Origin of the sequence: Thermomonospora sp. CIF 1, assembly GCF_001896795.1 — a bacterium.
GTDB classification, from domain to species: Bacteria; Actinomycetota; Actinomycetes; order Streptosporangiales; family Streptosporangiaceae; genus Thermomonospora; species Thermomonospora curvata.
In genome coordinates this window covers 105,436-132,018 of sequence record NZ_MOYN02000016.1, presented here as the reverse complement: position 1 = coordinate 132,018, position 26,583 = coordinate 105,436, and the positions used below count along the sequence as shown (strand labels likewise).

The following is a 26,583-nucleotide window of genomic DNA, read 5'->3' as shown; positions in this document are numbered from 1 at the left end:
GTTGCGATCCCTCTGAGGGGTGATGAGGACCCCAGGGTAAAGCCGCAGGCCAGAGGAGCGGAAGCCCACCGGATACGAGCCGTTTTTGCAGCGGACCGCCGGTTGTGCATCCGCCCAGGTAGAACGCGCAAACCAACGCGACGGGAGCGAGCACCATCACGAGCACGGTAGCCCGGCGGCGGGCACCGTGCCGTCGGGTTGAGCGAGCTCCCCTCTGGGAGACTGCGCCGTCCCCCAGACCCCCTGCGCCCCGGAGCGCCCGTCCGCGCGATGCCGTCTGTCCCACCTGCTGACCATCCGCGTGGACGAGCCTTCCGGGCCGTCCCCGCCGATGGTGGTGACGGCGGCTCTGATGGCAACGCTAGCGAACGCCAACGTGCCCGAACGGCTGTCACCAGCAGGCCAACGGCATCAGCGGGTGTTGGTGCCTTTGGGGCGGAAGAACTTAGCAAGTCTCCTGACCCGCTAGCAGCAGGGCGCAACAAGGGCACATGGGGTCATGATCTGCTGCGAGATGTTGAGAACCGTCGAACCCTCGGACGCCAGGCCATGCAGGGGTTGCCGGTTCCGATGCAGGCCTTGATCAGGTGGCCGACGAAACTCGGTGTTCTGACCGCTAGGGGCGTCCGAAGAGGGTTTTGGGCGGTACGGGGATCGAGATGTCCTCGTTCTGTCGCAGGGGGGCGGCGCCGGCGCAGAAGCCGGACAGGGCCTCGGTGTCCAGGCAGCGGGCGCGGACCAGGGGCGGCGGCGGAGGCGGCCAGGACCAGGTTGCCGAAGCGGCGGCCGCGCATGACGCCTGGTTCGGCGAGCAGGACGGTGTGCGGGAAGATCCGGCGGACGGTGGCCGTTACCCGGCGGGCGAACTCCAGGCGGTTGCCGTCGGCCATGTTGAGGAGGTAGACGCCCGCGGGGCGCAGGACCCGGCGTACGTCGTGGCAGAACTCCAGGCAGATCAGCTCTCGGGGGATGGCGGTGTCGGCGAAGGCGTCCAGGATCACCAGGTCGTCGCAGGCGTCGGGGAGGGCGGCCAGGCCGGCGCGGCCGTCGGTTATCCGCACGCGCAGTCCTCGGACCGAGCGCAGTGGCAGGTGCTCGCGGACCAGGTTGATCAGGGCGGCGTCCGGTTCCAGGACCAGCTGGCGGGAGCCGGGGCGGGTGGCCGCCACGTAGCGGGCCAGGGTGCAGGCGCCGCCGCCGATGTGGACGACGTCGAGGGGGGCGCGGCCGTCGCCGAGGCAGTCGACCACGTCGCCCATCATGCGCATGTATTCGAAGTCCAGGTAGGTCGGGTCGGCCAGGTCGACGTAGGACTGGGGCACCCCTTCGACGGTCAGCAGCCAGCCGTGCTCGCGTTCGGGGTCGGGGTGCAGCTCGGCGCGGCCGTCGGCACTGCGGTGCACGGCGGGTGCGTCCCGGCGAGCGGTGCGTCGTTGGGCCATGGTCCTCCCCTTCCCGGCTCGCCCTCGGCTCGCCGAACCTCCCCACGGTAGCGGCCCCGGCGCCCCCTTCCGTCCGCACGCCGATCGGAAATGCTCACTATCCGGATACATCAGATCCTCCGGACAGGTGACTTTCCTTGCGTTTACCCTCCCTTCAGGCGGGACTCACCGTTTCTTGGACGGGACTTGCCCCCGGTGCTTTACCTCAAGTACATTCCCCCGAGACCGGTTCGTGACCTACCTCCACCCCGGAGGTCGAACCGACCGCCGAATGTTCACGGCGCAGCCGGCGCCGGGAACAACCGGGGACCCGTCGCGGAAGTCCCGGGGACGCCCCCCGAACGAGAACGTCCCCGAGTGAGTCCGCCGTGTGCGGTGGGGCGCCTGTCACCCCGCACCCGGTAGGCGGCCACTGGAGAGACATGGACCCGATAGGCAAGAAACTGCTCGAGGTCGCCGAGAAGGAGCTCGGTTATACCGAGAAGGCCGGCGGCTACACCAAGTACGGCGCGTGGTGGGCGAAGAACGTCGACGCCGACCACAATCCCTACTTCAAGACGGCGCCCTGGTGCGACATGTTCCTGGCCTGGGCGGCCGACAAGGCCGGGGTGGCCGAGCAGGTCGGGCAGTTCGCCGCCACCGTCGACCACGCCAAGTGGTTCAAAAAGCACGGCGCCTGGGGCACCGAGCCGGTGCCGGGGGCGATCGTGTTCTTCGACTGGAAGGGCTCCAAGGACATCGACGCCATCGACCACGTCGGCATCGTCAAGAAGGTCGATGGCAAGAAGATCCACACGATCGAGGCCAACGTCGACGGGATCCACCTGCGGGAGAAGGTCCGCGACGAGAGCATCATCGTCGGCTACGGCTACCCCTCCAAGGTCAAGGTCGCCTCGGAGGGCAAGTACACGCCCAAGCACGCCGCCCCGGCGCCGTCCCCTTCGGAGCTGACCGAGGCCCGGGCCGGTGAGCAGAGCGTGGCCCACACCCGCGAGGGCGCCCCGGAGGAGCAGGCGTTCCTGTCCGGCGGCCACGATGTGGTGCTGGGCGGGCTGATGGCGTTCGCAGTGGTGGGCACCGTGGCGCTGGCGGCGGGCAAGTCGGCCGCCGCGGCCGCGGCCAAGGTCCCCACCGTGCCGCCGGTGCGGGTGCGCAAGCGCGGCAAGCACCACCGCCGCCCGGTGGCGCTGCCGGCGGGCGTCTCCCCGGCGCAGCTGGAGGAGACGCTGCGGGAGTCGGAGGCCGCCACCACGGCGATGCCGGCGATCAGCGCCGCGGTGGCCGCGGCGGCCGAGGACCGGGAGTTCTGGGGCAAGATCGAGCATCTCAAGGAGGACGAGGAGCTGGCCTTCTGGGACTCGCTGCACGCGGAGCTCACCCGCGGCGGCACGCCGGCCGCTTCTCCTCGGCCCGCCGTCTCCCCCGGGCACGCGGTGCCGTACTCCCTGAGCCCCTGAGCGTCCGGACGCCCGCGGCCGCCGATGGCACAGCGCCGGTTCACTTGCCTGAGCGTTCGGCGGGTTCGGACCACCGCCACTGGGCCACTTTGCGCGGTATGACGGGAATCCGTCCGGTCACCCGCCGCACACCCCGGGTGATCGGGCGCCGCCGCCGGCCGGGCCGGTGGGTGACCGGGCCTCGTCCGGCGGCCCGCAGCTCGTCGATCAGCCGGTCCAGGTGGACCAGCAGCTCCCCGTGCAACGGCCAGTGGCCCGGGTCGCGGCGCAGCACCCTGCCCAGTTCGTTGCGGTGGCGCCGCGCCTGCGACAGCCGCCCCTCCAGCTCGGCGGTGAGCCGCACCGCCTCGTCGGCGGAGACCGTGGTGACCGCCCGGGTGTAGATGCGGGTGGCGGCGGCCAGCGCGCGCAAGGTGGCCGCCAGCCGCTCCCGCATGTCGGCCTCCCACATGTAGGCGCCCAGGCCCGTGCGGTCTTTCAGGCGCAGCTCGGTGCGGTCGGCCATGGAGCGGGCCACTCCGCGGATGCTGAGCGCGGAATGCTCCAGGTGGTGCAGGGCCGCGTGCAGCGCGGGGCTCGGCCCGGGCGTCACGCCCACCCGGCTGCGCGGGTTGAGGCGGACGCTCTCCTGCGCCTCGGCCAGGGCCTGGTCGATCTGCCGGATCTGCTGGGCCATCCTGCGGGCCCACCCCAGCCACTGTTCGGTGGTCCGCCGGTCGGGTTCGGCTTCCAGCCCGTCCGCCATCCGTTCCAGCAGCTGCTGCATCGAGCGGCCCACCTCCTCGATCGCCTCCTGGGCGGGCCGCACCCGGACCGGGGAGGCCACCAGCACCGACAGCAGCCCCACGGCCGCGCCGATCAGCGTCTCCTCCACCCGGGTGAGGGCGGCGGTGTCGCTGCCGACCTGCAGGATCAGCATCGCGCTGATCGGCGCCTCCAGCAGGTTGTCGCCCAGGCGCAGCAGCTGGCCCACCGTCAGCGCCACGGCGATGGTCAGGCCCAGGCTCCACCAGGTGAAGCCGACCAGGTCGGTCACGGCGACGGCCACCAGCACCCCCGCGGTGACGCTGACGATCCGCCGGCCCGCGCTGCGCAGCGTCCGGTACAGCGACACCTGGACGACCAGCATCGAGGTCAGCGGGGCCAGCATCGGAGCCGGCACCGGCAGCAGCCGCTGCGCCAGCAGGAACGCCGCCACCGCCGTCACCACCAGCCGGGCGGTGTAGGCGACGGCGGGTGCGGCGCCGCGGGCGGCCCGCCGCAGGTTCTCACGGGAGGCGGCGGCGCGGAGGCGCCGCACGGGCGGGAACCTCGACACCGGTGGAATGAGCCTTTTCACCATGGGGTTGTGGGCGGTCTTGGGCGGCCTGCGGTCACAGACTGCGATCTACCCGCCCCCACCCGGGAAAACGACGTGCCCGGCCGGTGCGTGGAGAACGGGCGGGCGCCCGTGAAGTGCGGCGCCCGCCCGCCGGAATGCCGCTCAGGCCGTTTTCAGCTCTTGACGCGCGCCTCCCGCAGGCTCTCCACCGGGTGCTCGCCGTCGGTCTGCAGCCGGTACTCGCGGCCGAACATCTCGCGGTGCCGGTCGATGACGACCTCGCTCGGCGCCTTCTGCGCGTCGTGGACGCGCTCTTGCATCCGCTGGAACCGTTCGTGCGCGTCCCGGACGTACCCGGTGCCCAGCGTGGTCAGATCGACCTGCGTGGCCAGCAGGTTGCGCAGGAACTCCTTGTTGGGCTCGAAGGTGACCGGCGACGGCAGGCTGCGGGGCAGGATCGACTCCGGCTCCCGGCCGTCGTGCTTGCGCATCATGTCGCAGGCCAGCCGCAGGTGCTCCAGCTCCATGTTCAGGTGCAGCTCCCAGACGGCCTTCACCTTCCGGTCGCTTTCGGTCTCCATGAACGAGTGGTACAGGTAGCACTCGTTGTACTCGTGGAGGACCAGCCGCTCCCACCAGGTCTCCCCCGGGTCGAGCAGGGACTCGTAGTGGGTGACGTGGGCCTCCTCGATGAGCCCGATCTCCTGGTAGAGCTGGCGGGCGATGGGCTCCATGTACATCGGGCCGACGTTCATGTAGAAGTTCATGGTCTGCTGCTCGGCGGACATGATGGTCAGCGCGTGCAGCCTGGAGATCGGGTCGACCCGGTTGCGGTCATAGGGGTCGCGCACGTTGTCGACCGGGTCGCGGTGCTGCATGAACGTGGGCCGGCCCGGCATGACCTCGGTGAGGTTGTCGACGATCTTCTCGGCCTTGCGGTGCTCGAGCATCTCGTAGAGGTTGGCGTACCGGTACAGGTGGTCGAAGTCCTCCAGCACGCCGAACTCGTAGGCCTGCCTGAGGTAGGGGTCGGGCTCCATCCGCGCCACCCAGCTGGTCAGGTCGGTGGCCACCTGCTCATACCCCAGGACCGTCTCCAGCACCGACGACTGGCCGGGCAGCAGCCAGTTGACGACCCTCTGCTGCTGGGCCTCGACATAGCGGATCTCGGCCAGCTGCTGCTTGGCCTCCAGCTGGGGGCAGACCCGCGCGAAGTTGTGGCTGAAGAAGATCGCCTCGGTCTCGATGCCGTTCATGGTGATGATCCGGCACCGGGTGTAGGGGTCGGCTCGATCCGGGTCGATCGGCTCGATATTGAGCTCGCTCCAGTTGCGGATCTGCCGGTCGAGCGGGATGCCCCGCTGTTCCAACGGATTGAACGTCATCGCGATACCTCACTGTGTCGTCGGGACATTCGCCGTACCCGGTGATCGGCGCGGCTCACGCGATGAATCCACAAATTTCCCTTGACGTATTTCTCCCATTCGGCCGGGAATGGCGGGCCTTGGCGTCGGGTACGGGCGGCAGGAATCGACCATTCACAGCCGAGGAGCGCATATGGCCGCCACAGGGACCATGACCAAGACGGACGTGACCGACCTGCTGATTCAGCAGCACGGTGAGATCCGCGACCTGTTCGATGAGGTCATGCGGCATTCCGGCGAGCGGCGCCGGGAGGCGTTCGGCAGGCTGGTGCGGCTCTTGGCGGTGCACGAGACCGCCGAGGAGGAGGTCGTGCACCCGCTCACCCGGCGCGGCATCGACGGCGGCGGGGGGATCGCCGACGACCGCCTGCGGGAGGAGCGCGGGGCCAAGGAGCTGCTGGCCGAGCTGGACGGCATGGACACCGACGATCCGCGTTTCCTGCCCAAGCTCGACAAGCTGCGCCTGGCGGTGCTCACCCACGCCCGCGCCGAGGAGCGCTATGAGTTCCCCCGCCTGCGCGACAAGTTCAGCGACGCCCAGCGCCGGGCCCTGGCCGCGGCGGTCAAGGCGGCCGAGGCCACCGCGCCCACCCATCCGCACCCCGGGGTGGAGAGCGCCACCGCCAACATGATCAAAGGCACGCTGGCGTCCATCACCGACCGGGTGCGCGACATCATCCGCAAGTCCTGAGCGGACGCGGGGAGGGCCTTGCGCGATGCCGGCCGCACTCCGGCCGGCATCGCGCCCCCGACGTCATGCGAACCCCAATCCGGGAAACGAAACATTTGACCAGAAGGTGACGTTCTCTGGTCTTTATCTCCTAAGGCGACGGGAACCATCCCGCGCGGCGAAATTTCCATTTATCACCGCACGCACGCTAACTAAATGGGTTGACTTTTTTGCCCGCAGTGTCGGCGTCATCGGCCCCGTCGGCGCACCCGGAACGCGCCAGGGGACGGCAAGGTCTTGAACGGCTGCTCACCATTCCCAGGGGGATCGCCCAGGTCGATTTCCAGCCGAACCACTGGACCGGCCTGGTGTTCCTCATCGCGCTGTTCGCAGGCGGCTGGCAGTTCGGCCTCTTCGCGCTGCTGGGAACGGTGGTCGCCACCCTCACCGCCGCCGTGCTCGGCGTCTCCTGGCCGGAGCGGATCCGGCCGGGGCTGGAGGGCTTCAACGGCACGCTGGTGGGCGTCGCCTTGGTGCTCTACCTGGACGTGCGGTGGATGACGGTGGCGCTCGTCATCGGCGGCGCGATCGCCGCCAGCGTGCTCACCTCGGCGCTGAACGTGCTGCTGACCCCCTACAACCTGCCCACTTTCACCGCGCCCTTCTGCATGGTCACCAGCGTGGCGGTGATCGGGGGCCCGGCCTTCAGCCGGGTGTGGGCCGGGCACGCCAGCACGCCCCCGCCCTCGGCCGCCGCCCCCGGCACCGCGATGACCTGGACCTACTTCTGGCAGGGCACGCTCAACGGCATCGGCCAGGTGTTCTTTCAGAACAAGTGGTACGTGGGGCTGATCTTCCTGGCCGGGCTGTTCATCGCCGGCTGGGTCACCGGGCTGGTGGCGCTGGTCTCCAGCCTGATCGGGCTGCTCACCGGCTGGGTGCTGGGCGCGCAGGCGGCGGACCTGGGAGCCGGCCTGTACGGCTACAACTCCGTGCTGACCGGGCTGGCGCTGTTCGGCACCTTCCTGGCGATAAGCCCCGTCAGCGCCGGGTACGCCGCGGTCGGCGCGGTGACGGCCGCGGGGCTGACCGCCGGTGTCGCCAACGTGTTCGACGTGGTCGGCGGACACACCCTCACCTGGCCGTTCGTGCTCGTCAGCTGGGTGTTCCTGGCGGCCGTCCCGATGTTCGGCAAGCTCCGGCGCGCCGGATGAGCGTTCCGGCGGCACGACCCAGAAAGGACCTTCGATGAATCTCACGCCCAGGGAGATGGAAAAGCTCGTCATCTTCGTCGTGGCGCAGATGGCGGCCAAGCGCCGGGAGCGGGGGCTGAAGCTGAACTACCCGGAGGCGGTGGCGCTGATCAGCCAGGAGATCATCGAGGCCGCCCGGGACGGCAAAAGCGTCGCCGAGTGCATGGAGCTGGGCAAACAGGTCCTCGGCCCCGACGATGTGCTGCCGGGCGTGCGCGGCATGCTGAAGCTGATCCAGGTCGAGGCGGTCTTCGACGACGGCACCAAGCTGGTCTCCTGCCACGACCCGGTGGGCGGCAAGTGATGACGGGCCGCAGGGTCGTGCTGGTCGGCGGCCACGAAAGCCGGCAGGGCCGCTGCCTTCCCCTCGCGGAAGGCTCCGGCGAGCTGCGGGTGTGCGGCGCCGGGCGCGACCTGCACGCGGCCGTGCGGGCGGGCGGGCCGGTGGTGGCGGTGCCGATGACGCTCGGCCGGGACCCGGATCTGCCGCGCCTGGCCGCGCAGACCCTGCGGTGGGCATCCCGCGACCGCCCGCCGGGAGAGGTGCTGCTGGCCGAGCCGCTGGGCACCGTCCGGCACCTGGTCGGCTGGATCAGGGGCGTGCTGGCCCGGGCGCTGCGCGGCGCACCGCCGGACCGGGCGGCGCTGCTGGTGGCGCCCGCCGCGGGCCCGGAGCCGGACGCGGAGCTGTTCAAGGTGGCGCGGCTGGTGTGGCAGCACGCACCCGTCCGCCGGGTGGAGGTGGCGCTGCTCGGCGGCGAGCCGGACGTGGACGAGGGCGTGGACCGCTGCCTGCGGCTGGGGGCCGACGGCGTCGTGCTGGTGCCGGCCTCGTTCGTCCCGGCGCCGCAGCGGCCCGGCGTCCGGACCGCGGGGCCGCTGCTGGGCCCCGCCGCACTGGCCGCACTGATCCGCGCCCGCGCGGCCGAGGCGGAACTGCGGTGGGAGCGGCACGGCGACGACGGGACGGCGGCCACCGGCCACGGGCATCACCACGACCACGCAGATCGCCGCCGGGATCCGCCCGTTCCCGCGGCGACGAACCTGAAAGGGGCGGCATCCCATGTCCGATGACGACGTTTACCTGTACGGCGAAGGGGACATCGAGCTGAACGCCGGCCGGCCCAAGGTGACCATCGAGGTGCACAACACCGGCGACCGGGCCGTCCAGGTCGGCTCCCACTTCCACTTCTTCGAGGCCAACCGGGCGCTGAAATTCGACCGGGAGAAGGCGTTCGGCAAGCGCCTGGACATCCCCGCCGGCACCGCCGTGCGGTTCGAGGCCGGCGACACCAAGCAGGTCACCTTGGTCGAATACGGCGGCGGGCTGCGCCTGGTGGGGTTCGGCGGCCTGCTCAACGGCAGCGTGCGCTCCCGGGACGCCCGCCGGCGGGCCCTGCGGCGGATGCGGGAACGCGGCTACCTCGATGCGCCGGAGGAGTCTTCGCAGGAGCAGGAAAAGCCGTCCAAGAAGCCGGGTTCGGCGAAATCGAAGAAGAAGGGCTGAGCCGCCATGGCCACCATGAGCCGCAAGCAGTACGCGACGATGTACGGCCCGACGGTGGGCGACAGGTTCCGCCTGGGCGACACCAACCTCATCGTCGAGGTGGAAAAAGACCACATCGCGGGGCATTACGGGGACGAGACCCAGTACGGGGGCGGCAAGACCGCCCGGGACGGCATGTCGGCCGACCCGGCCTCCGGCAGCTCGGTCGCGTTGGACCTGGTGATCACCAACGTGGTGGTGATGGACCCGGTGCTGGGCATCGTCAAGGGCGACATCGGCGTCAAGGACGGCCGGATCGCCGGGATCGGCAAGTCCGGCAACCCGCACACCCAGGACGGGGTGGACCGGCGCCTGATCGTCAGCGCCAGCACCGAGGTGGTCTCCGGGGAGAACCTCATCGCCACCCCCGGGGCGATCGACACCCACGTGCACTTCCTGTCCCCGCAGCAGGCCCAGCACGCGCTCAGCAACGGGATCACCACGCTGCTGGGCGGCGGCACCGGCCCGGCCGACGGCAGCCGCGGCTGCACCACCACTCCGGGGCCGTGGAACATCGCCCGCATCCTGCAGGCCTATGAGAGCGTCCCGATCAACATCGGGGTGCTCGGCAAGGGCAACAGCAGCCTGCCGGTGCCGCTGGAGGAGCAGATCCGCGCCGGGGCCTGCGGGCTGAAGGTGCACGAGGACTGGGGCACCACCCCGGCCGTCATCGACTGCGCGCTGTCGGTGGCCGACGAGTTCGACATCCAGGTCAACATCCACACCGACACGCTCAACGAGGCCGGTTACGTCGAGGACACCATCGCCGCCATCAACGGCCGGGCCATCCACACCTACCACTCCGAGGGCGCCGGCGGCGGTCACGCCCCCGACATCCTGCGGGTGACCGGGGAGCCCAACGTGCTGCCGGCCTCCACCAACCCGACCCTGCCGTACACCGGCAACTCGGTGGACGAGCTGCTGGACATGACCATGGTCTGCCACCACCTCAGCTACGACGTGCCCGAGGACGTGGCGTTCGCCGACAGCCGGGTGCGCGCCGAGACCATCTCGGCCGAGACGGTGCTGCACGACCTGGGCATCATCAGCATCATCGGGTCGGACTCCCAGGCGATGGGCCGGGTGGGCGAGTCCTTCACCCGCGCCTTCCAGATGGCCCACCACAACAAGGACAAGCGCGGCCCGCTGCCGGAGGACTCCTCCCGCAACGACAACTTCCGGGTGCTGCGCTACCTGGCCAAGCTCACCATCAACCCGGCCCGGGCCAGCGGGATGGCCGACACCATCGGGTCGCTGGAGGACGGCAAGCTCGCCGACATCGTGCTGTGGCCGATCCACTCCTTCGCGGCCAAGCCGCTCATGGTGATCAAGGGCGGCATGATCAACTGGGCGCAGATGGGCGACCCGAACGCCTCCCTGCCCACGCCGCAGCCGGTGCGGTTCCGTCCCACCTACGGGGCCTACGGCGAGGCGCTCAGCACCACCTGCGTGACGTTCATGTCCATCGCCGCGATCGAGGCGGGCGTGCCCGAGCGGCTGGGCCTCAAGCGGCTGATCCGGCCGGTGAGCCAGTGCCGGACCGTCGACAAGCGGCACATGCTGCACAACTCGACGCTCGCGGAGATCAAGGTCGATCCGGAGACCTACCGGGTGACCGTGGACGGGGAGCCGGCGCACATCGAACCGGCCACGAGGCTGCCGCTGAACCGATTGTTCTTCCTGGCATGAACGGCCGCGCCGACCTGGGCGCGCTGCTGGCCCAGCTTCAGCTCACCGACTCGGCCTTCCCCAGCGGCAGGTACACCCTCTCCCACGGGCTGGAGGGGTACGTCCAGCTCGGCCTGGCCGGGCCGGAGAACCTGCGGGAGCTGCTGACCGACCTGCTGCGCAACGCGGTGGGGCCGGGGGACGCGGCGGCGCTGGCGCTGGCGCACCGCGCCGCGGCCGCGCGGGACTGGGAGCGCCTGGCGGGGGTCGACCGGCGGCTGGAGGCGATCAAGCTCAGCCGCGAGCAGCGCGCCGCCTCGGTGCGGACCGGCCAGCAGGTGCTCGACACGGCGGTCTTCGCCTTCCCGACGCCGCCGGCCGTCCGCCTGGCGGAGCTGGTGGAGGACAAGGCCACGCCGGGCAATCACGCCGTCGTGGCCGGGGTGCTCCACGCGGGGCTGGGGGTGCCGGTGGCGCACGCGGTCGCCGCCGAGCTGCACGCGTTCGCCGTCGGCTGGACGACGGCGGCGGTGCGGCTGGGCTGCAGCGACTTCCGCCGCGCCCAGCGGCTGCTGCACCAGGTCCGCCCCGACCTCATCCGGGCCGCGCACACGGCGCTCGCCGCCGAAGACCCCCGCGACCTGCACGCCTCGGCGCCCGCCGCCGACATCGCCGCCGCCGCCCACGAACGGGCGGCGGCCCGGCTGTTCGCCACCTGACCACCGCGCACAAGGACACCCGATGCACCTGGAGAAGATCTTCAAAGTGGGGATCGGCGGCCCGGTCGGCTCCGGCAAGACCGCGCTGATCGAGGCGCTGGTCCCGCTGCTGCAACAGCGGGGCCACCGCCCCGGTGTGATCACCAACGACATCTACACCCAGGAGGACGCCGAGCACATCCGCCGCACGCTGGCCGGGACGCTGGCCCCGGAACGGGTCGTGGGGGTGGAGACGGGGGCCTGCCCGCACACCGCGGTCCGGGACGACCCGACCATGAACCTGGCGGCCGCGGCCGAGCTGCTGGAGCGCTTCCCCGAGCTGGACATGCTGCTGTTCGAAAGCGGCGGGGACAACCTGACGCTCACCTTCAGCCCGGCGCTGGCCGATGTGTACCTGTTCGTCCTGGACACCTCCGAGGGCGAGAAGATGCCGCGCAAGCGCGGCCCCGGCATCACCGACTGCGACCTGCTGATCATCAACAAGATCGACATCGCCCCGTACGTCCGCACCGACCTGCGGGTCATGGAGCGCGACGCGCGGGCGGTGCGCGGCGGCCGCCCGGTCGCGCTGACCGACTGCCTGACCGGCACCGGGGTCGATCAGGTCGCCGACTTCATCGAGTCGCGGGCGAGGGCGGCATGCGCCTCACCGGCGTAGCGGCGGCCGGCGAGCGGGTCTCCCTCGAGCGCTGCTCGCCGCAGTGGGTGCCCGAGCCGGTGCGGCGGCACGCCGCCGCCGTGGACGTGCTGCCGGTCGGCAGTCCCGGCAAGGTCGGGCTGCTGGAGCTGGAGTTCGAGCGGATCGCAGAGCGGACGGAGCTGACCGGCCACTACCAGAAGGCCCCGCTGCACATCACCCGCCCGCTCTACCTGGACCCGCGCGCTCCGGGCCTGCCGCACGTGATGCTCATGTCGTCCGGGGGCGGGGTGCTGCAGGGGGACCGCTACCGCATCGACGTCTCCTGCGGGGCGGGGGCGTCCGTGCGCCTGACCACCCAGAGCGCCACCCGGATCTACCGGATGGAACGCGATTACGCCACCCAGCTCACGGAGTTCACCGTGGGGCCCGGCGGTTACCTGGAGTATCTGCCGGATATGACGATCCCGTTCGGCGGGGCGCGCTACTACCAGCGGATCGGCGTCACCGCCCACCCGGACGCCACCGTGGTGCTGGGCGAGACGCTGCTGGCCGGGCGGCTGGCCCGGGGGGAACGGCACGCCTACACCGCCTACTGCAGCGATGTGGAGGTGCGCGATGCCGCCGGGCGGCTGCTGTTCGCCGATCCGCTCCGCCTGGTGCCGGGGGAACGGGCCGCCACGGGGCCTGCGGTGATGGACGGCTTCGGAGTCCTGGCGTCCCTGTACGTCGTCACCGGGGCCGGGCCCGCGCACGCCGTGGCCGACGCGATGCACCGGGTGCTCGCAGGCTGCGGGCTGCGGGCGGGGGCCGGCGTGCTGCCGGGCGGGTGCGGCGCCTGGGCGCGCATCCTCGGGGAGCGGTCTCCCGAAGTCCAGGCCGCCTTCCGGCAGGCATGGGAGGCGGCACGCGAACTGCTGCCCGGGGCGCCGGGCGGGCACGAGAGGTGAAGAACATGGGGGTGCGGGAGAACCACGGCAACGGCTGAATCACCGGGAAAGGGCCGAGGCCTTTCTCTTAGACCGGCGTAAAGAGGGGCCGCCCCGCCACCCGGGGGTGCGGCCCGGTGTGCTCGCCGACATCGCCATCGGAGGAGCGCTGGGCGCCCTGGCACGTCATCTGATCACCGATGCGATGCCCGGGGCGCAGCACGGCTTCCCCTGGGGCACGCTGCTGGTGAACCTGCTGGGCTGCCTGGTCATGGGGGTGCTGACGACCTACCTGCTGCACAGCCGGCCGCATCCCTTCGCCCGCCCGTTGCTGGTGACCGGTTACCTGGGCGGGTTCACCACGTTCTCCCACCTCATCGACGGGATCGACGGCCTGGGCCGCGCCGGGGACTGGGATGTGAGCGTCGTTTACGCGGTGGCCAGCGTGGCGGGCGGGTGGATCGCGATCGTGGCGGGGCTGTGGCTGGGCGGGCTGCTGCCGCGCCGCACGCCCCGTCCCGAAGGCGGTGAACGGCCGTGATCGCGCTGCTGGTGCTCATCGGCGGGGCGTTCGGCGCCGTGCTGCGCTACCTGCTGGACGCCGAGGTCAAGCAGCGTTTCGGCAAGGCGTTCCCGTGGGGGACCCTGACGGTCAACCTGCTGGGCGCGGGAGCGCTGGGGGCGCTGCACGGAACGGGCGCGGGCACCGAGTGGGAGGCCCTGATCGGCACGGGCGTGTGCGGGGCGCTGACGACGTTCAGCACCTTCGAGCTGGAGACCGTCCACCTGTTCCAGGACGGCGCCTACGGCAAGGCGGCGTTGAACGTGCTCGTCTCGCTGGGGCTCGGGCTGGCCGTCTTCGCGCTCCTGTACGCCCTGTTCCGGGCGGTGTGAGGGCCGCCGGGCGGTGCGGAGGGCGCCCGCGTGAGGAGCCGGCGGCATTTCCGGCCGGCGGGCGGAAACGTCCCGGGCATGGCCGCGAGCGACACGGGGATCGACCCGGGCAAGTGGCTGCGCCGGTCCCTGTCCCTGTCGGGGGAACGTCCCTCCTGGTCCCAGGCCCTGCGGGCGGCGGTCGCCTTCGGCGCGGTGACCGCGGCGGCGCTGGCCTGGGGCGAGCTGCAGGCCGGGGTGTTCGCCGCGTCCGGCATGGTGCTGGGGGTGATGCAGCCGGAGACCGGCCCGTACCGGTCGCGGGTGCTGGGTCTGCTCGTCCCGCAGCTGGCCGGTGCGGCGGGGCTGGTCATCGGGCAGCTCTCCCATGGGCACGGCTGGTGGGCGGTGGCGGTGACCGCGCTGGTCGCGCTGGTGTCCGGGCTGATCAGCTCGATCGGCAGGGTGGCCTCGGGGGCCGGGCTGAGCCTGCTGTTTTTGAACGTGATCGGCACCGGGCTGCCGGCGAGCGGGGCGCTGTGGCTGCCCCCGCTGTGCCAGCTGGCGGGCGGGGCGTTCTACCTGCTGCTGGCGCTGCTGAGCTGGCGTCTGCAGGGCACCGGCGCCGACCCCGGGCACCGGGCCGTCGCCGAGGTGTACGACAAGGCCGCCGATCTCCTCCAGGCCCTGCCCCGCGCCGGCGACGCCCAGGCGGCGCTGAACGCGGCCGTGGACGCCGCCCAGGACGCGCTGATGCGTCACCAGATCCGCGGCGAGGGCGGCTGGGACGCCCAGACGCGGTGGCTGGTCGCCATGCTCAACGCGGCCACTCCCCTGCTGGAGGCGGTCACCGTGCTCGCCCGGTCAACCCGGCCCGCGCCGGCGGGGGCGGCCGAGGCGGTGCGGCGGATCGCCGAGGCCGTGCGGGCCGGCCACCGGGACGCCCGCATCGCGCCGGTGCCGGGCGATCCGGTGCTCGCCCGGTCCATCGAGTACGCCCGGGCGCGGCTGTCGCAGCCGCACCCGGAGGATCCCGACTGGCTGGGCCTGCCCGAGCCCCTGCCGGTGCGGGCGCTGGCCGCCGTCCGCACGGCCTGCGCCTCCGGGGCGGCCTGGCGGTACGGGGCGCGGCTGGCCCTGTGCATGGCGATCGCCTCGGCGATCGTGGAGTCCGGCGCCGTGCTGCGCGTGCTGTGGGTGCCCACGGTGCATTCGGTGTGGCTGCCGCTGACCGTGGCGGTGATCTTGAAGCCGGACTTCGGGTCGGTGTTCACCCGTGCGCTGCTGCGGGCGCTCGGCACGGTCGCCGCGGCCGTCCCCACCCTGCTGGTGCTGGTGCTGGTGCCGCGGGGGTGGGCCGCGGTCCCGCTCGCGGCGTTCTTCGGCGGGCTGATCCCCGTCCTGAAGGTCAAGTCCTATGCGGCGCGCACGGTGGCGGTCACGCCCTTGATGCTCTTTTTGTTCGACATGGTCTCCCCGCAGCCGTCCGATGAGCTGGTGCTGGCCCGGCTGTCGGACACCCTGCTGGGCTGCCTGATCGTGCTGGTGTTCGGTTACGCCTGCTGGCCGGAGAGCTGGCGGGCCCGGCTCGGGGAGCGGCTGGCCGCGGGATTGGAGTCGGCCGCCGGCTACCTGGAGGAGGCGTTCACCGGCTCCCATGCGGCATGGGCCCGTCACCGGCGGGCGCTGCAGCGCGATCTCAGCGCCGTGCAGAACGCGCTGCGGCAGACGCTGGCCGAGCCGCCGCCGGCCGGCCGCCGGGGCGCGGCCTGGTGGCCGGTGCTGATGGCGCTGCAGCAGCTGGTGGACGCCGTCACCGCCGCCGCCGTCGAGGTCCGGGAGGGCGCCGCGCCCCCGCCGCCCCGGGAGGTGGCGGCGCTCGCGGAGGAGCTTCGGCAGATGGCGGTGGCGGTCCGCAGGGAACGGCCGCCGCCGACCGGGGAACCGCCGCCCGTGGGCGATGCGAACGTCCTGGAGGATGTCGCCGTCCAGGTGCACCGCCTGCGCCAGGCCCTTCCCCTTTAAGGCCGCCCCTGGGGAGCAGGCCTGTCCGCTCACCACATGGGCTCAAGGGCCGGAAACCCCTGCGGCGGGCCGCACGGCGCCGTCCGGCCTGCGAGGCGCCCGCACGAGAACGGCGGGACGAGAAGGTTCAGCGCCGGTGCCGCGCCTCGATGCGCTCGGCGGCGAGGTGACCGACCACCGTGCATCCGAGGAGGATGAGCACGGCCAGCCACAGCAGGCCCGCCGGGGAGAGCACCGGCCGCAGGGCGCCGGCGGTCAGGGCGCCGGACAGCAGGGCGGCGATCGAAAGGAGCCGGTGGCGTTGCGCGGGGGGCGCGGCGGGCTCGGCGACCAGTGAGGTCAGCGTGGTGGTGACGACCGTGGTGTTCAGGTGGGGCACCTTCAGGACGCGCACGATCGCATACTCCCAGCCCAGGGCGAAGGCGAGCAGCGCGATGTTCGGCCAGCGCACCCAGGATTCGGAGAACCCGTGCCGGGAGGACAGCACCGCGGCCATGGCGATCAGCACGGTCTGCACCGCGGTGCCGGCCGGCAGCAGCCGGTGGCGGCGCTGCTCGAACCGGGCCCGCAGCAGGCGCCCGCCGCAGGCCGCCCCCGCCGCAAAAGAGATCAGCGCCAGTCCCGGGGGCAGCATCTCCCCGTAACCGGCCAGGCCGAGGCCGAGGATGAGGACGTTCCCGGTCATGGCGGCCACGAAGACCCGCCCCAGCTCCAGGAAGCTCACCGCGTCGATCATCCCGGTGATGAAGGTCAGTGCGACGAGCAGGTGCGGCCAGGGCCCCTCGACCCGGCCGCTCGCACCGGTCGCGGCGCCCATCGGCGGGGCTCAGCCGATGCGCAGCTCGGTGTCCAGGCCGAGGGCCTCCTCGCGGGGGCCGGGGCGGAGGTTGAACAGCTTGTCCACGACCTTGCCGATGAGGTAGGTGAGCACGAAGCTGTAGGCGCCGACGGCGAGGATGGCGACGAGCTGCTTGCCCAGCAGGGCGATGGAGCCGCCGAAGACCAGGCCGGCGGTGGCGCTGCCGTACTTGCCGGTGGCCAGCAGACCCAGCAGCGTCACGCCGACGATGCCGCCGACGCCGTGGATGCCCGCCACATCCAGGGTGTCGTCGTATCCGACGGTGGTCTTGATCTCCACGGCGTAGGTGCAGACGACGGCGGCGACGATGCCGATGGCCGTGGCGCCGAACAGGTTGACGTACCCGCAGGCCGGGGTGATGGCCACCAGGCCGGCGAGGGCGCCGGTGGTGCCGCCCAGGCGGGAGAAGTGACCGAAGCGCGCCCGCTCCAGCAGCATCCACACCAGCATCGCCACGCACCCGCACATCATCGTGTTGACCACCGCGTTGGCGGCCAGGGCGCCGTCGGTGAGCGCCGATCCGCCGTTGAAGCCGAACCAGCCGAACCACAGCAGCCCCATGCCCGTCATGACCAGCGGGATGTTCTTCGGCCGCGGGGGTTCCTCCCGGCGGAAGCTCAGGCCTGGACCGAGCGCCAGCGCCAGGGCCAGGCCGGCGATCCCGGAGTTGAGCTCGACGACCAGGCCGCCGGCGAAGTCCAGCACCCCCCAGCGGTTGAGCCAGCCGCCCTTGGAGAACACCCAGTGGGCGACCGGCAGGTAGACCAGGGTCACCCAGATCACCCCGAAGATCATCCAGGGGCCGAGCCGGACCCGGTTGGCGACCGAGCCGCTGATCAGCGCGAGCGTGATGATCGCGAAGACGAGCCGAAAGAGGGAGAACACATAGACCGGGATGACCTCGCGCATCACCGACGGGGTGGTCCGGAAGAACTCCCACTGGCCCCAGCCGATCAGGCCGAGCCCGCCCACGTCTTCGCCGAAGGCCAAGCCGAAGCCGTAGACGAACCAGATGACGGTCACCACGGCGATGGAGACGAAGCTCATGTACAGGACGCTGACCAGATTCTTCGCCCGGACCATTCCGCCGTAGAACAGGGCGAGCCCCGGCGTCATGAGCAGCACCATGGCGAAACTGACGAGCACCCATGCGGAATCGCCAGTGTTCAGCGTTTCTTCCATAGTCGAACTCCCGGCTTCAAGCCAGCATCATCGAATTTCCGCCAACCGGTGGTCATGAGAGCCTCGTCCGGGAGCCCCGGCGGCGTGCACTCCCGTGCCGTCCCGGGTAGCATCGCTGCTCTCCTGGCTGCGATGCCCCCGCACACATCCTGCGAAAACGGCGGGTGGGAAAAGGTTCATCGAGATATGGGAATCCGATGAGCAGGTAAGGAAGGCCGCCGAAGCAGGCCGGGGAAAATCGCCCTCCGCGGGCTTTGCCCGCACCCATCCCGCCACCCCTGCAGGGTTTTTCACTTTCCTTCCATTGGGACGTCCTTGGCTTTACGGACCAGCCCTCCGGAGAGGCACCGCCAACAAACAAGAGCCCCGAAGACGCGGGGCTCCCGGCCGCGCGAACAGGAAATCCACGCCGTCCGCAGAACAGGGTTCACCGCCTCTGATCGCGGCTTTGCAAAAACCACCGAGAGTCGTTCCGGAGGTTTCGATGTCGGGTCACTCCGCCACTAATGCCCAACACATATAGTGATCGATTGACTGCTTTGAGTATCGGGGGTTCCAGGCGATGAAGACCATCACAAGTCCGCGGCCATGGCTGCTGGCCGCGGGCTCCACGGCGGCGGTGACGGCCGTCCTGGTCGCGGGGGGCCTGGCGATCAAGAAGGTCGCCGGGCCGCAGCTGCGCATCACGACCGTCCGGGACGGCGCGGTGCTCAACCGGGCCGACGCCGCGCGGCAGACCCTCGTCATCGAGGCCGGCGAACCCGGCAAGGTGCGCGCCCGCCTGGACGGCCGGCCCCTGGCGCTGCGCCGGCAGGGCGGCAGGCTGGTGGCCGAGCTCGGGGCGCTGGCCGAGGGCGAGCACGAACTGTCGGTGTCGGCCCCCGGCAGCCTGCCGCTGACCGACGGAGGCGACACCCGCCGCTTCACCGTCGACGCCACACCGCCGTCGGTCACGGTCCACGGCCTGCGCAGCGGCGCCAACGGGCAGGCCCCTCACCTGGTGGCCGCGGGGCTGCGGCGGCCGTTCTCGCTGAGCGGGGAGGTCAAGGGCGCGGTCCGGGTGCTCAGCGACGGACGCCCGGTCAAGGTGCGCAAGGGCAAGTTCACGCTGGACTACCCGTTCCCGCCGGACATGGTGCGCATCACCGCCTACGACGCCGCCGGCAACCGCACCGACCACCACGTCCCGGTGGTCGTGCCGCACCCGGAGACCCGCGCGGTGCACGTCACCGCCCTGGCCTGGGCCTCCAAGCCGCTGCGCGAGCGGATCTTGAAGATGATCCGCGAGAAGCGGATCAACGCCGTCCAGCTCGACATCAAGGACGAAGACGGCATCATCGGCTACGACTCCCAGGTGCCGCTGGCCCGGGAGGTCAAGGCCGCCCGCGGCATCTACGACGCGCGCCAGGCCCTCGACCAGCTGCACGCCATGAACGTGCGGGTGATCGGCCGCATCGTCGCCTTCCGCGACCCGCAGCTGGGCAAGGCGTCCTGGCGGGCCGGCAAGCGCGACCGCCTGGTCCGCACCCCCGACGGAGGCGCCTACGGCTCCCAGTACGGGGCGCAGTCGTTCACCAACCTCGCCCACCCCGAGGTCCGCAAGTACAACATCGACCTGGCCGTGGAGGCGGCCAGGCTGGGCTTCGACGAGATCCTCTACGACTACGTGCGCCGCCCGGACGGGCCGCTGAAGTCGATGCGCTTCCCCGGCCTGCGAGGGTCGGTGGAGGACAGCGTGGCCTCCTTCATCGCCGAGACCCGGCGGCTGGTGCGGCCGCACGGGGCGTTCCTGGGGGCGTCGGTCTACGGCATCGCCGCCACCCGGCCGCACGAGATCGGGCAGGACATCGCCAAGATCGGCAAGCACGTCGACTACGTGGCGCCCATGCTCTACCCCTCGCACTGGGGGGCGGGCGAGTTCGGGCTCAAGAACCCCAACGCCGAGCCCTACAAGACCGTGTACGCCTCGATGCTGACCTTCCACAAGGTGCTGCGCGGCACCTCGGCGCAGATCGTCCCCTGGCTGCAGGACTTCTCGCTGGGGCACCCCTACGGAGTGGCCGAGGTCAAGGCGCAGATCGAGGCGGCGGCCAAGACCGGCAGCAAGTCGTTCCTGCTGTGGGATCCGGCGGTGCGCTACCACCCCGAGGCGCTGACGCCGGGAGCGATCGGAAAGAGCACATGACCATGGGGCTGAAGAAGATCACGGCCGTCGTCGCGGCCGTCGCGCTGGCGGGCGCGGCCTGCTCGGGCGGGCCGCAGACCACCGCCAAGGAGGCCGCGGCGCGCGGCCAGGCCGCCGCCGGCGCCGCCCGCCCGCAGATCGACCCGGCCACGGTGCGCGCCAACGAGCTCGGCCTGGTGCCGGTGCTGATGTACCACCAGATCGTGCCCAAGCCCACCACGGTCTACGACCGCACCCCGGCCGACTTCCGCGCCGAGCTGGAGCGGCTGGCCAAAGAGGGCTATGTGCCGATCACCGCGGCCGAGCTGGCCAGTGGGCGGATCGACATCCCCGCCGGACGGCACCCGGTGGTGCTGACCTTCGACGACAGCACCATCAGCCAGTTCGCGCTGGGTCCCGACGGCAGGCCCAAGCCCGACACCGCGATCGGGATCCTGCTGGAGGTCTCCCGCCGCCATCCGGGATTCCGCCCGGTGGCGACCCTGTTCGTCAACGGCGCCCCGTTCAACGACGCGGACGGCCGGCGGACGCTGGGCTGGCTGCACCGCAACGGCTTTGAGATCGGCAACCACACCCTGACGCACCTCAATTTGGGCTCGGCGAGCGCCGCGCAGGTGCAGCGGGACATCGCCGCCAACCAGAAGGCCATCACCGAGGCGGTGCCCGGGCTGACCGTCCAGACGCTGGCGCTGCCGTTCGGCATCCACCCCAGGCGGCCGGAGCTGGCACGGCGCGGCGAGCACGGGGGGATCCGCTATGAGCACCGGGGCGTGTTCCTGGTGGGGTCCAACCCGTCGCCGTCCCCGTACGCGGCCGACTTCGATCCGCTGAACATCCCGCGGATCCGCTCGCAAGGCCCGCGCGGGGAGGACGCGGAGTTCGCCTCCAGCCGCTGGCTGGACAAGCTGGCCGCCGGGGGCGACCGCTACACCTCCGACGGCGACCCGTCCGTCATCTCCTATCCGCGGGGCTCGTCCGTGCAGATCGCCCCGGCCTGGCGGAAGATGGCCCGGCCCTACTGAAGGCCCGGCGGTGGTCCGCCGCCCCGGCCTCCGGGACGGCGGACCATTGCGGATCCGGCGACGGGACGCCCGGGTCAGCGTCCGCTCGCCCGCCGCCGGACCAGGGACACCCCGCCGGCCACGGCCGCGATCACCAGCGCCGCCAGGACGACCCACAGCCAGCCGCTGGAACCGCCGCCGCTCTGGGAGGCGGCGGGGCTCGCCGAGACCTCAGGGGTCGCCGGGGCCGTCTGGGCGGGCTCGGCGGAAGCGGTGGGCGTCTGCGGCGTGCCCTCGACGGTGAACTCGTAGGTGCCGGTGATCGGGTGGCCGTCCTGGGCGACCACCCGCCAGCTGACCGTGTAAGTCCCCGGCTCCAGCGTCCCTTCGATCGCCTGGATGACCTTCACGCCGTCGACCTGGGCCGACCCGCTCTGGTGCGTGGCGCCGCCGGCGTCGGTCACCACCACCCGCGGCACCATCACCTCGTCGTTGAAGGTCAGCACGATCTGCGAGGGCGGCGGCACCGTGGAGTCCTTGGCCGGCGAGGCCTCCTTGAGCGTGGTGTGGGCCTGCGCCGGGGCGGCCGCGACCAGCACGGCCGCCAGCGCGCAGAGAACCGCCACGACGACCCCGGCCGCGCCGCGACGGCGGGCGTCAGCACGCGTCATGAACATCACACAACCTCTTTCGTCCGGTTTCACCTGGTCAAAGCAGCGCGAACACCGAACGAGGAGGACTGCGCAGCCCCACCGAATGCCGCAGCAGCGCCGCCCGCACCCGCACGCACGGCGCCCGCCACCCGCCCACCACGGGCCGCCGCGGAAGCGGAGCCGCCTCCAGCAGGGCGAGCACGGCCCGCAGCGAGAACGCGGCGACCCGCCGCGCCAGCGCCCAGGCCAGGCGCTCCCCCCGCCACAGCCACCAGGCCGAGACCGCCGCCGCGACCAGGTGCGCCAGCGTCATCCCGGCGCCGCCCGACACCGTCTCCGGCACACCGCTTCCGTGCCCGGCATGCCCCGCGGCACCCCCGCACTGCACCGCCGCGAACAGCACGTGCAGCCCGAACTGCCCGCCCAGCAGCCCCGCCAGGATGGTCACCGCCGACCGCTCATGCCCCGCCAGCAGCCAGGCGACCCCGAGCACCCCCAGCCCGCCGATCCCGGCCGCCGCCCACGGCACCGCCTCCTGAGAGGCCCCGACGTGCCCGGCCACCGTCAAGGACACGCACACGGCCGCAAAGGACGAGGCGCGCAGCAACCGGCAGGGCGGGGGCATAGCCATGACGCTCCCATCATGCCACCGGCCTCCCCGCCCCCTCCCGACACCCGAAGTCCCCCGCTCCCCGTAACCGATGCGCAAGAACCCCTCCGGATGCGCTACTCTTTTCACGCGACGGCAGACAAGCCGCCGGGGCGATTAGCTCAGTGGGAGAGCGCTTCGTTCACACCGAAGAGGTCACTGGTTCGAACCCAGTATCGCCCACCAGCGCTTACGCAGCTCATCGAAGGTCTCGGAGTCAAGCTCCGGGGCCTTTTTCGATCTTGGAGGTCGTCCGGGGCCGTCGTCACGACGGTCACACGGACCGGCTTCGGGCGAAGACCGTGTTCATGGTCTCGGCGCCCTCGGTGATGACGGGCCCTGAGCCGATGGTGATGGATCTTCTCGGTCATGGGCCGCGCCGGCGTGGCCGATGAGGTCGGCGATGGTCTCCAGGGGCATGCCGCTGTCACTCACGATCGGCACGAACGAGTGACGGAGCTTGTGGGGCGTCCAGTTCTCGCCGACGCCCGCCTTACAGGTGATCACCCGGAACGCTCGCCGGACGTTTGCAGCGTCGAGAGGATCGCCGGTGCGGGTGCAGAAGACCAAGCCGCGACCCACCGGCTCCCCTCGCTTCGAGCCGCCGGCCGACCTTCCGGAACTGCCGGGGACGAACGGCGTTCAACGAGTTGCGCTCGCGTCCTTGAAACGCTGCTTCTCCGATAGCGGCGGTGCTCTGATAGTCACAGCGAGCAGGACTTGCGGAACTCGCGAAAGTACATCTTGCAAGACGGAGAGGATGTTCTTGCTCACCTTTGGCACTGAGTGCCATCATGGCCGGGCCGTTCACCGGGCGGCCTTTTTGCAGGTGTCCGCGCTGCTCTGAAAGGCTTTGCGGGTCGGCTTGCCCGGTCTGTATCGATGGGGAGGTAGTCCATGGGGCGTCTGGCGGGCAAGGTCGCCTTCATCACCGGGGCCGCGCGCGGGCAGGGGCGGGCCGAGGCCGTCCGGCTCGCCGCCGAGGGGGCCGACATCATCGCGATCGACCTCGTCGACAACCCCAGCCGGTACGTCAAGTACCCGGCGGCCACGCAGGCCGATCTGGACGAGACCGCCAAGCTGGTGGAGCAGCAGGGGCGGCGGGTGCTGGCCCGCAAGGCGGACGTGCGGAAGCTGGACGAGCTGGAGGCGGTGGTCCGGGAAGGGGTCGCTCAGTTCGGGCGGCTGGATGTGGTGGTGGCCAACGCCGGGATCGTCAACTACGGGCGCACCTGGGAGCTGGACGAGGAGCAGTGGCAGGACCTGATCGACATCAACCTCACGGGGGTGTGGAAGACGGTCAAGGCCACCGTGCCGGTGCTCCTTGAGCAGAAGCAGGGCGGGTCGGTCATCATCATCAGCTCGGTGGCGGGCCTGAAGGGGCTGCCCTTCCTGGCCCACTACGCCGCCGCCAAGCACGGGGTGGTGGGGCTGGCCAAGACGCTGGCCAACGAGCTGGCCGAGCACGACATCAGGGTCAACACGATCCACCCGCACGGGGTCCGCACGGGCATGACCGACGACTCGATGCGGGACTTTTTGGCCCAGTCGCCCATGCTCGCGCCCATCTACATGCCGGCCCTGCCCTACCAGATGGTCGAGCCCGAGGACATCGCCAACATGGTCGCCTTCCTGGCCTCCGACGAGAGCAAGTACATCACCGGCGCCCAGCTGCCCGTCGACCTGGGCGCTCTCAACCGGTGAGCCCTTCGTGACCGGGCGTCCGGAGAAGCCGGGAACGCCCGCCTCATCGCCTGCCAAGGCAGACGCACGCCCCCGTCCCGCCGGCGGACGGGGGCGTGGCGTTTCCTCCCCTTCAAAGAGCGCGCACCGGCGCGTGAGCGATGTGCGGTGCTCCCGTGGCACCAGGCGCCGATACCCGTGCCTTCCCAGGTCATCGCATCGCCCCTGACCGCAAGGATCCCGTCCCCGCGCTGCGGAGACGACGCGGCGAAAAGGTTCGGTGGTGCAGATCGCGGTGCGGCGGGCAGGGGCGTGGGTGTTTGATCGTGCTGTCGGAATGCGCGCGATGTGCGGAGGTGGGCCCATGGATGACGCCGCCGGGTCCGGTGCGACGTCCAAGCGGGTGCTGGAGGAGCTGGACCGCCAAGAGTGCCTGCGGCTGATCGCCCCGGGCGGGATCGGGCTGGTGGCCTTCGACGACGGGGAGGGACCGGCCCTCATCCCGGTCAACTACGTGCTGGACGGGGAGTCGGTGGTCTTCCACACCTCCCTGGGCGGGCGGCTGAACCGGAGCCTGACGGCGATGCCGCACGGAACGGGGCTGCGCATCGCCTTCGGCGTGGTGCGGATCGACGAGGCCGCGCGGGAGGGGTGGAGCGTGATGCTCCGCGGCGGTGCCCACCGCATGTCCGAGGAGGAGAGCGCGGCGGCCCCGCAGGTGGAGTCCTGGCCCGAGGGCGAGCGGGAGGCCCACTTCCGGCTGACCCCCACCAGCATCAGCGGCCGCCGCGTCCGCCGGCCCTGAACGAGCCGGCCGGCGTTGTGCGCGGCGCACGCCGCCGAGCGCCTCGCATTGGCGCCGTCACAGACGGTAGGCCGAAGTGTTGACTCACGGTGATCAGGCACGGACGCTGACTGCCGACCGGGGAGATCCGGCCCCGGCGGGGCAAGGGAGGCGCGCGTGCTGGTGCGAAGACTTCTCGCCGTGATGGCGGTGGCAGTGGTGGCGAGCGCGATGGCGGCGCCGCCGGGGCACGGTGCGACCCACCGGCACAGGCCGGTGATCTTCGTCCACGGCTTCAGCGGATCGGGCGGCCAGTTCGAAACGCAGGCCCGGCGGCTGACCGGCAACGGGTACCGGGCCGACCTGATCGAGGCCCACGAGTACGACTCGCTGTTCGAGGTCAACACCCCCGAGCAGGTCTATGCGGGGCTGGACCGGCGGATCGACCGGCTGCTGAAGAAGTCGGGGGCCGACAAGGTCGATCTGCTGGCGCACTCGCTGGGGACCGCCTTGATGCAGGCCTACCTGCGCAGCTCGCCGGAGCGGGCCGCCAAGGTCGCCCACTATGTCAACCTCGACGGGGCGACCTCGCCCGACCAGCCGGGCGGCGTGCCGACGCTGGCGGTATGGGGCGAGGGCTCGCCCGAACGGCGGATCGGCGGGGCAAAGAACGTCTACTTCCCCGACCAGGCCCACACCGAGGTCGTCACCTCGGCGAAGACCTTCGCGGCGTTCTTTGAGTTCTTCACCGGGCGGGCCCCGCGCACCACGGCGATCGTCCCGGAGGCGGTGGTGCGGCTGTCGGGACGCACGGTGCTGTTCCCCAGCAATGTGGGAGCCGACGGGGCGCGCATGGAGATCTTCGAGGTGGACCCGCGCACCGGTGCGCGCAAGACCCGCCGGCCGCTGGCGGCCTACCGGATCGGCCCGGACGGGCGGTGGGGTCCGTTCCTGGGACGCGGCGGCGCCCACTATGAATTCGCGGTGATCTGGGACGAGGGCACCGTGCACCACACCTACTTCCAGCCGTTCCGGCGTTCGGACGCCCTGGTCCGCGTGCTGACGAGCCGTCCGGGCGAGGGGGTCTCCGGCCGGGTGGAGACCGGTGACCGGCACGTCAGCCTGGTGATCAACCGGCAGCGGGAATGGTGGGGCGACCAGGGGGCGGGCGGCGACGCGCTGTGGATCAACGGCCGGCAGGTGCTGAACGCGGCCAACGCGCCGCGCACCAAGCGGGTGATCGGGATCTTCGCCTATGACGCCGGCCGCGACGGGGTCACCGATCTGAGCGCCCCGATCCCGTCCTTCTTCGAGCAGCCGTTCCTGACCGGCGTGGACGTGTTCATCCCGGCGAGCGCCGCGGGCCGGCCGATCCCGGTGGTCTCCCGGCCGCGCGGCGGCTCCGGCGCGCTGGATGTGCTGGTGGTGCCGGCCCTGCCGTCCAGCAAGCACCGGTTCACCGTGCAGTTCGACGACTACGTGGGCTGACCCGGGCCCGGGGCCGCAGGCGTCCCCTGCGGCCCCGGGCGGGGCGGTCAGCTGCCGGGGGCGGCGGCCCTTCTTGAGGTCGCTCAGGACGTCGCCGGAGCGGCAGGCTTCCAGGTCGCGTCCCGCGGGGGCGTT

General features: G+C 71.5%; 26 protein-coding genes and 1 tRNA gene. 19 read left to right on the top strand and 8 right to left on the bottom strand.

What is annotated here, in order from left to right; genetic code table 11:
* Nucleotides 1-497 precede the first annotated feature (497 nt).
* A complete protein-coding gene (locus BUE48_RS10305; RefSeq protein WP_286989718.1) occupies nt 498-1,442 on the bottom strand; it encodes a spermidine synthase in 945 nt (314 codons plus the stop codon).
* Between the two features lie 422 nt (nt 1,443-1,864).
* On the opposite strand from BUE48_RS10305, the gene BUE48_RS10300 reads away from it, so the two are divergent.
* Complete coding sequence (locus BUE48_RS10300) at nt 1,865-2,899, top strand: CHAP domain-containing protein (protein ID WP_012852424.1); 1,035 nt, start codon at nt 1,865-1,867, stop codon at nt 2,897-2,899.
* 40 nt (nt 2,900-2,939) lie between these two features.
* Here the strand turns inward: BUE48_RS10300 and BUE48_RS10295 are convergent, their stop codons facing one another.
* Nucleotides 2,940-4,199 carry an FUSC family protein gene (locus tag BUE48_RS10295; RefSeq protein WP_012852423.1) on the bottom strand — a complete coding sequence of 420 codons (1,260 nt, stop codon included), beginning with the start codon at nt 4,197-4,199 and terminating at the stop codon, nt 2,940-2,942.
* A gap of 194 nt (nt 4,200-4,393) precedes the next feature.
* Nucleotides 4,394-5,605 (bottom strand): hypothetical protein, encoded by a 1,212-nt coding sequence (locus tag BUE48_RS10290; protein ID WP_286989717.1) that lies wholly within the window; start codon nt 5,603-5,605, stop codon nt 4,394-4,396.
* 172 nt (nt 5,606-5,777) lie between these two features.
* On the opposite strand from BUE48_RS10290, the gene BUE48_RS10285 reads away from it, so the two are divergent.
* The 12 genes from BUE48_RS10285 (at nt 5,778) to BUE48_RS10230 (ending at nt 15,964) form a co-directional block, all read left to right on the top strand.
* Entirely contained in the window at nt 5,778-6,335 is a 558-nt protein-coding gene (locus BUE48_RS10285; RefSeq protein WP_012852421.1) for a hemerythrin domain-containing protein, read from the top strand.
* Between the two features lie 218 nt (nt 6,336-6,553).
* Nucleotides 6,554-7,528 carry an urea transporter gene (locus BUE48_RS10280; RefSeq protein ID WP_041439499.1) on the top strand — a complete coding sequence of 325 codons (975 nt, stop codon included), beginning with the start codon at nt 6,554-6,556 and terminating at the stop codon, nt 7,526-7,528.
* Between the two features lie 34 nt (nt 7,529-7,562).
* Nucleotides 7,563-7,871 (top strand): urease subunit gamma, encoded by a 309-nt coding sequence (locus tag BUE48_RS10275; protein WP_012852419.1) that lies wholly within the window; start codon nt 7,563-7,565, stop codon nt 7,869-7,871.
* Nucleotides 7,871-8,641 (top strand): sirohydrochlorin chelatase, encoded by a 771-nt coding sequence (locus BUE48_RS10270; protein ID WP_286989716.1) that lies wholly within the window; start codon nt 7,871-7,873, stop codon nt 8,639-8,641. Before BUE48_RS10275 ends, BUE48_RS10270 begins: the two co-directional genes overlap by 1 nt.
* A complete protein-coding gene (ureB, locus tag BUE48_RS10265; RefSeq protein WP_012852417.1) occupies nt 8,631-9,074 on the top strand; it encodes an urease subunit beta in 444 nt (147 codons plus the stop codon). The genes BUE48_RS10270 and ureB overlap by 11 nt, the downstream gene beginning before the upstream one ends.
* 6 nt (nt 9,075-9,080) lie before the next feature.
* Complete coding sequence (gene ureC, locus BUE48_RS10260) at nt 9,081-10,802, top strand: urease subunit alpha (RefSeq protein WP_286989715.1); 1,722 nt, start codon at nt 9,081-9,083, stop codon at nt 10,800-10,802.
* Nucleotides 10,799-11,500 (top strand): urease accessory protein UreF, encoded by a 702-nt coding sequence (locus BUE48_RS10255; RefSeq protein ID WP_286989714.1) that lies wholly within the window; start codon nt 10,799-10,801, stop codon nt 11,498-11,500. Before ureC ends, BUE48_RS10255 begins: the two co-directional genes overlap by 4 nt.
* A gap of 22 nt (nt 11,501-11,522) precedes the next feature.
* Complete coding sequence (gene ureG / locus BUE48_RS10250; RefSeq protein ID WP_012852414.1) at nt 11,523-12,158, top strand: urease accessory protein UreG; 636 nt, start codon at nt 11,523-11,525, stop codon at nt 12,156-12,158.
* A complete protein-coding gene (locus tag BUE48_RS10245) occupies nt 12,140-13,087 on the top strand; it encodes an urease accessory protein UreD (protein WP_286989713.1) in 948 nt (315 codons plus the stop codon). Before ureG ends, BUE48_RS10245 begins: the two co-directional genes overlap by 19 nt.
* Before the next feature lie 118 nt (nt 13,088-13,205).
* Complete coding sequence (locus BUE48_RS10240) at nt 13,206-13,607, top strand: fluoride efflux transporter FluC (protein ID WP_012852412.1); 402 nt, start codon at nt 13,206-13,208, stop codon at nt 13,605-13,607.
* Nucleotides 13,604-13,960, top strand: coding sequence for a fluoride efflux transporter CrcB (gene crcB / locus BUE48_RS10235; RefSeq protein WP_012852411.1), 357 nt, complete (start codon nt 13,604-13,606; stop codon nt 13,958-13,960). The genes BUE48_RS10240 and crcB overlap by 4 nt, the downstream gene beginning before the upstream one ends.
* A 78-nt stretch (nt 13,961-14,038) precedes the next feature.
* Nucleotides 14,039-15,964, top strand: coding sequence for an FUSC family protein (locus BUE48_RS10230; protein WP_286989712.1), 1,926 nt, complete (start codon nt 14,039-14,041; stop codon nt 15,962-15,964).
* Between the two features lie 127 nt (nt 15,965-16,091).
* Here the strand turns inward: BUE48_RS10230 and BUE48_RS10225 are convergent, their stop codons facing one another.
* Nucleotides 16,092-16,781 carry a YoaK family protein gene (locus tag BUE48_RS10225; protein ID WP_286989711.1) on the bottom strand — a complete coding sequence of 230 codons (690 nt, stop codon included), beginning with the start codon at nt 16,779-16,781 and terminating at the stop codon, nt 16,092-16,094.
* 9 nt (nt 16,782-16,790) lie between these two features.
* Nucleotides 16,791-18,005 carry an ammonium transporter gene (locus tag BUE48_RS10220; protein ID WP_286989710.1) on the bottom strand — a complete coding sequence of 405 codons (1,215 nt, stop codon included), beginning with the start codon at nt 18,003-18,005 and terminating at the stop codon, nt 16,791-16,793.
* A gap of 562 nt (nt 18,006-18,567) precedes the next feature.
* Between BUE48_RS10220 and BUE48_RS10215 the strand changes: the two genes are divergently transcribed.
* Together BUE48_RS10215 and BUE48_RS10210 are read left to right on the top strand one after the other, a co-directional pair.
* Nucleotides 18,568-20,190: a putative glycoside hydrolase gene (locus tag BUE48_RS10215; protein WP_286989709.1), complete on the top strand. Its 1,623-nt coding sequence runs from the start codon at nt 18,568-18,570 to the stop codon at nt 20,188-20,190.
* Nucleotides 20,187-21,212 carry a polysaccharide deacetylase family protein gene (locus BUE48_RS10210; RefSeq protein ID WP_286989708.1) on the top strand — a complete coding sequence of 342 codons (1,026 nt, stop codon included), beginning with the start codon at nt 20,187-20,189 and terminating at the stop codon, nt 21,210-21,212. Before BUE48_RS10215 ends, BUE48_RS10210 begins: the two co-directional genes overlap by 4 nt.
* Before the next feature lie 74 nt (nt 21,213-21,286).
* Here the strand turns inward: BUE48_RS10210 and BUE48_RS10205 are convergent, their stop codons facing one another.
* Both BUE48_RS10205 and BUE48_RS10200 read right to left on the bottom strand, forming a co-directional pair.
* Entirely contained in the window at nt 21,287-21,862 is a 576-nt protein-coding gene (locus tag BUE48_RS10205) for a copper resistance CopC family protein (RefSeq protein WP_286989707.1), read from the bottom strand.
* A gap of 37 nt (nt 21,863-21,899) precedes the next feature.
* A complete protein-coding gene (locus BUE48_RS10200) occupies nt 21,900-22,475 on the bottom strand; it encodes an MFS transporter (RefSeq protein WP_286989706.1) in 576 nt (191 codons plus the stop codon).
* A 129-nt stretch (nt 22,476-22,604) separates the two neighbouring features.
* Here BUE48_RS10200 and BUE48_RS10195 point away from each other — a divergent pair.
* A tRNA-Val gene (locus tag BUE48_RS10195) sits at nt 22,605-22,679 on the top strand.
* A 120-nt stretch (nt 22,680-22,799) separates the two neighbouring features.
* Here the strand turns inward: BUE48_RS10195 and BUE48_RS24495 are convergent.
* On the bottom strand, nt 22,800-23,075 hold the full coding sequence (locus BUE48_RS24495) for a tyrosine-type recombinase/integrase (protein ID WP_353745285.1): 276 nt from the start codon (nt 23,073-23,075) through the stop codon (nt 22,800-22,802).
* A 315-nt stretch (nt 23,076-23,390) separates the two neighbouring features.
* Here BUE48_RS24495 and BUE48_RS10190 point away from each other — a divergent pair, with 315 nt between their 5' ends.
* The 3 genes from BUE48_RS10190 (at nt 23,391) to BUE48_RS10180 (ending at nt 26,448) form a co-directional block, all read left to right on the top strand.
* Nucleotides 23,391-24,197, top strand: a complete 807-nt coding sequence (locus BUE48_RS10190; RefSeq protein ID WP_012852403.1) for a mycofactocin-coupled SDR family oxidoreductase — start codon at nt 23,391-23,393, stop codon at nt 24,195-24,197.
* A gap of 343 nt (nt 24,198-24,540) precedes the next feature.
* Nucleotides 24,541-24,981, top strand: a complete 441-nt coding sequence (locus BUE48_RS10185) for a pyridoxamine 5'-phosphate oxidase family protein (protein ID WP_286989705.1) — start codon at nt 24,541-24,543, stop codon at nt 24,979-24,981.
* 156 nt (nt 24,982-25,137) lie between these two features.
* Entirely contained in the window at nt 25,138-26,448 is a 1,311-nt protein-coding gene (locus tag BUE48_RS10180) for an alpha/beta fold hydrolase (protein WP_012852401.1), read from the top strand.
* The last annotated feature ends 135 nt before the right edge of the window (nt 26,449-26,583 follow it).

Bases quoted from the DNA above. Each gene is read 5' to 3' on its own strand.
- ureC (WP_286989715.1), top strand. From the start codon at position 9,081: ATGGCCACCATGAGCCGCAAGCAGTACGCGACGATGTACGGCCCGACG.
- BUE48_RS10305 (WP_286989718.1), bottom strand. From the start codon at position 1,442: ATGGCCCAACGACGCACCGCTCGCCGGGACGCACCCGCCGTGCACCGC.
- BUE48_RS10190 (WP_012852403.1), top strand. From the start codon at position 23,391: ATGGGGCGTCTGGCGGGCAAGGTCGCCTTCATCACCGGGGCCGCGCGC.
- BUE48_RS10255 (WP_286989714.1), top strand. From the start codon at position 10,799: ATGAACGGCCGCGCCGACCTGGGCGCGCTGCTGGCCCAGCTTCAGCTC.
- BUE48_RS10290 (WP_286989717.1), bottom strand. From the start codon at position 5,605: ATGACGTTCAATCCGTTGGAACAGCGGGGCATCCCGCTCGACCGGCAG.
- BUE48_RS10220 (WP_286989710.1), bottom strand. From the start codon at position 18,005: ATGGAAGAAACGCTGAACACTGGCGATTCCGCATGGGTGCTCGTCAGT.
- BUE48_RS10210 (WP_286989708.1), top strand. From the start codon at position 20,187: ATGACCATGGGGCTGAAGAAGATCACGGCCGTCGTCGCGGCCGTCGCG.
- BUE48_RS10205 (WP_286989707.1), bottom strand. From the start codon at position 21,862: ATGACGCGTGCTGACGCCCGCCGTCGCGGCGCGGCCGGGGTCGTCGTG.
- BUE48_RS10225 (WP_286989711.1), bottom strand. From the start codon at position 16,781: ATGGGCGCCGCGACCGGTGCGAGCGGCCGGGTCGAGGGGCCCTGGCCG.
- BUE48_RS10230 (WP_286989712.1), top strand. From the start codon at position 14,039: ATGGCCGCGAGCGACACGGGGATCGACCCGGGCAAGTGGCTGCGCCGG.
- BUE48_RS10270 (WP_286989716.1), top strand. From the start codon at position 7,871: ATGACGGGCCGCAGGGTCGTGCTGGTCGGCGGCCACGAAAGCCGGCAG.
- BUE48_RS10245 (WP_286989713.1), top strand. From the start codon at position 12,140: ATGCGCCTCACCGGCGTAGCGGCGGCCGGCGAGCGGGTCTCCCTCGAG.
- BUE48_RS10215 (WP_286989709.1), top strand. From the start codon at position 18,568: ATGAAGACCATCACAAGTCCGCGGCCATGGCTGCTGGCCGCGGGCTCC.
- ureB (WP_012852417.1), top strand. From the start codon at position 8,631: ATGTCCGATGACGACGTTTACCTGTACGGCGAAGGGGACATCGAGCTG.
- BUE48_RS10185 (WP_286989705.1), top strand. From the start codon at position 24,541: ATGGATGACGCCGCCGGGTCCGGTGCGACGTCCAAGCGGGTGCTGGAG.
- BUE48_RS10200 (WP_286989706.1), bottom strand. From the start codon at position 22,475: ATGGCTATGCCCCCGCCCTGCCGGTTGCTGCGCGCCTCGTCCTTTGCG.
- BUE48_RS10275 (WP_012852419.1), top strand. From the start codon at position 7,563: ATGAATCTCACGCCCAGGGAGATGGAAAAGCTCGTCATCTTCGTCGTG.
- BUE48_RS10285 (WP_012852421.1), top strand. From the start codon at position 5,778: ATGGCCGCCACAGGGACCATGACCAAGACGGACGTGACCGACCTGCTG.
- ureG (WP_012852414.1), top strand. From the start codon at position 11,523: ATGCACCTGGAGAAGATCTTCAAAGTGGGGATCGGCGGCCCGGTCGGC.
- BUE48_RS10300 (WP_012852424.1), top strand. From the start codon at position 1,865: ATGGACCCGATAGGCAAGAAACTGCTCGAGGTCGCCGAGAAGGAGCTC.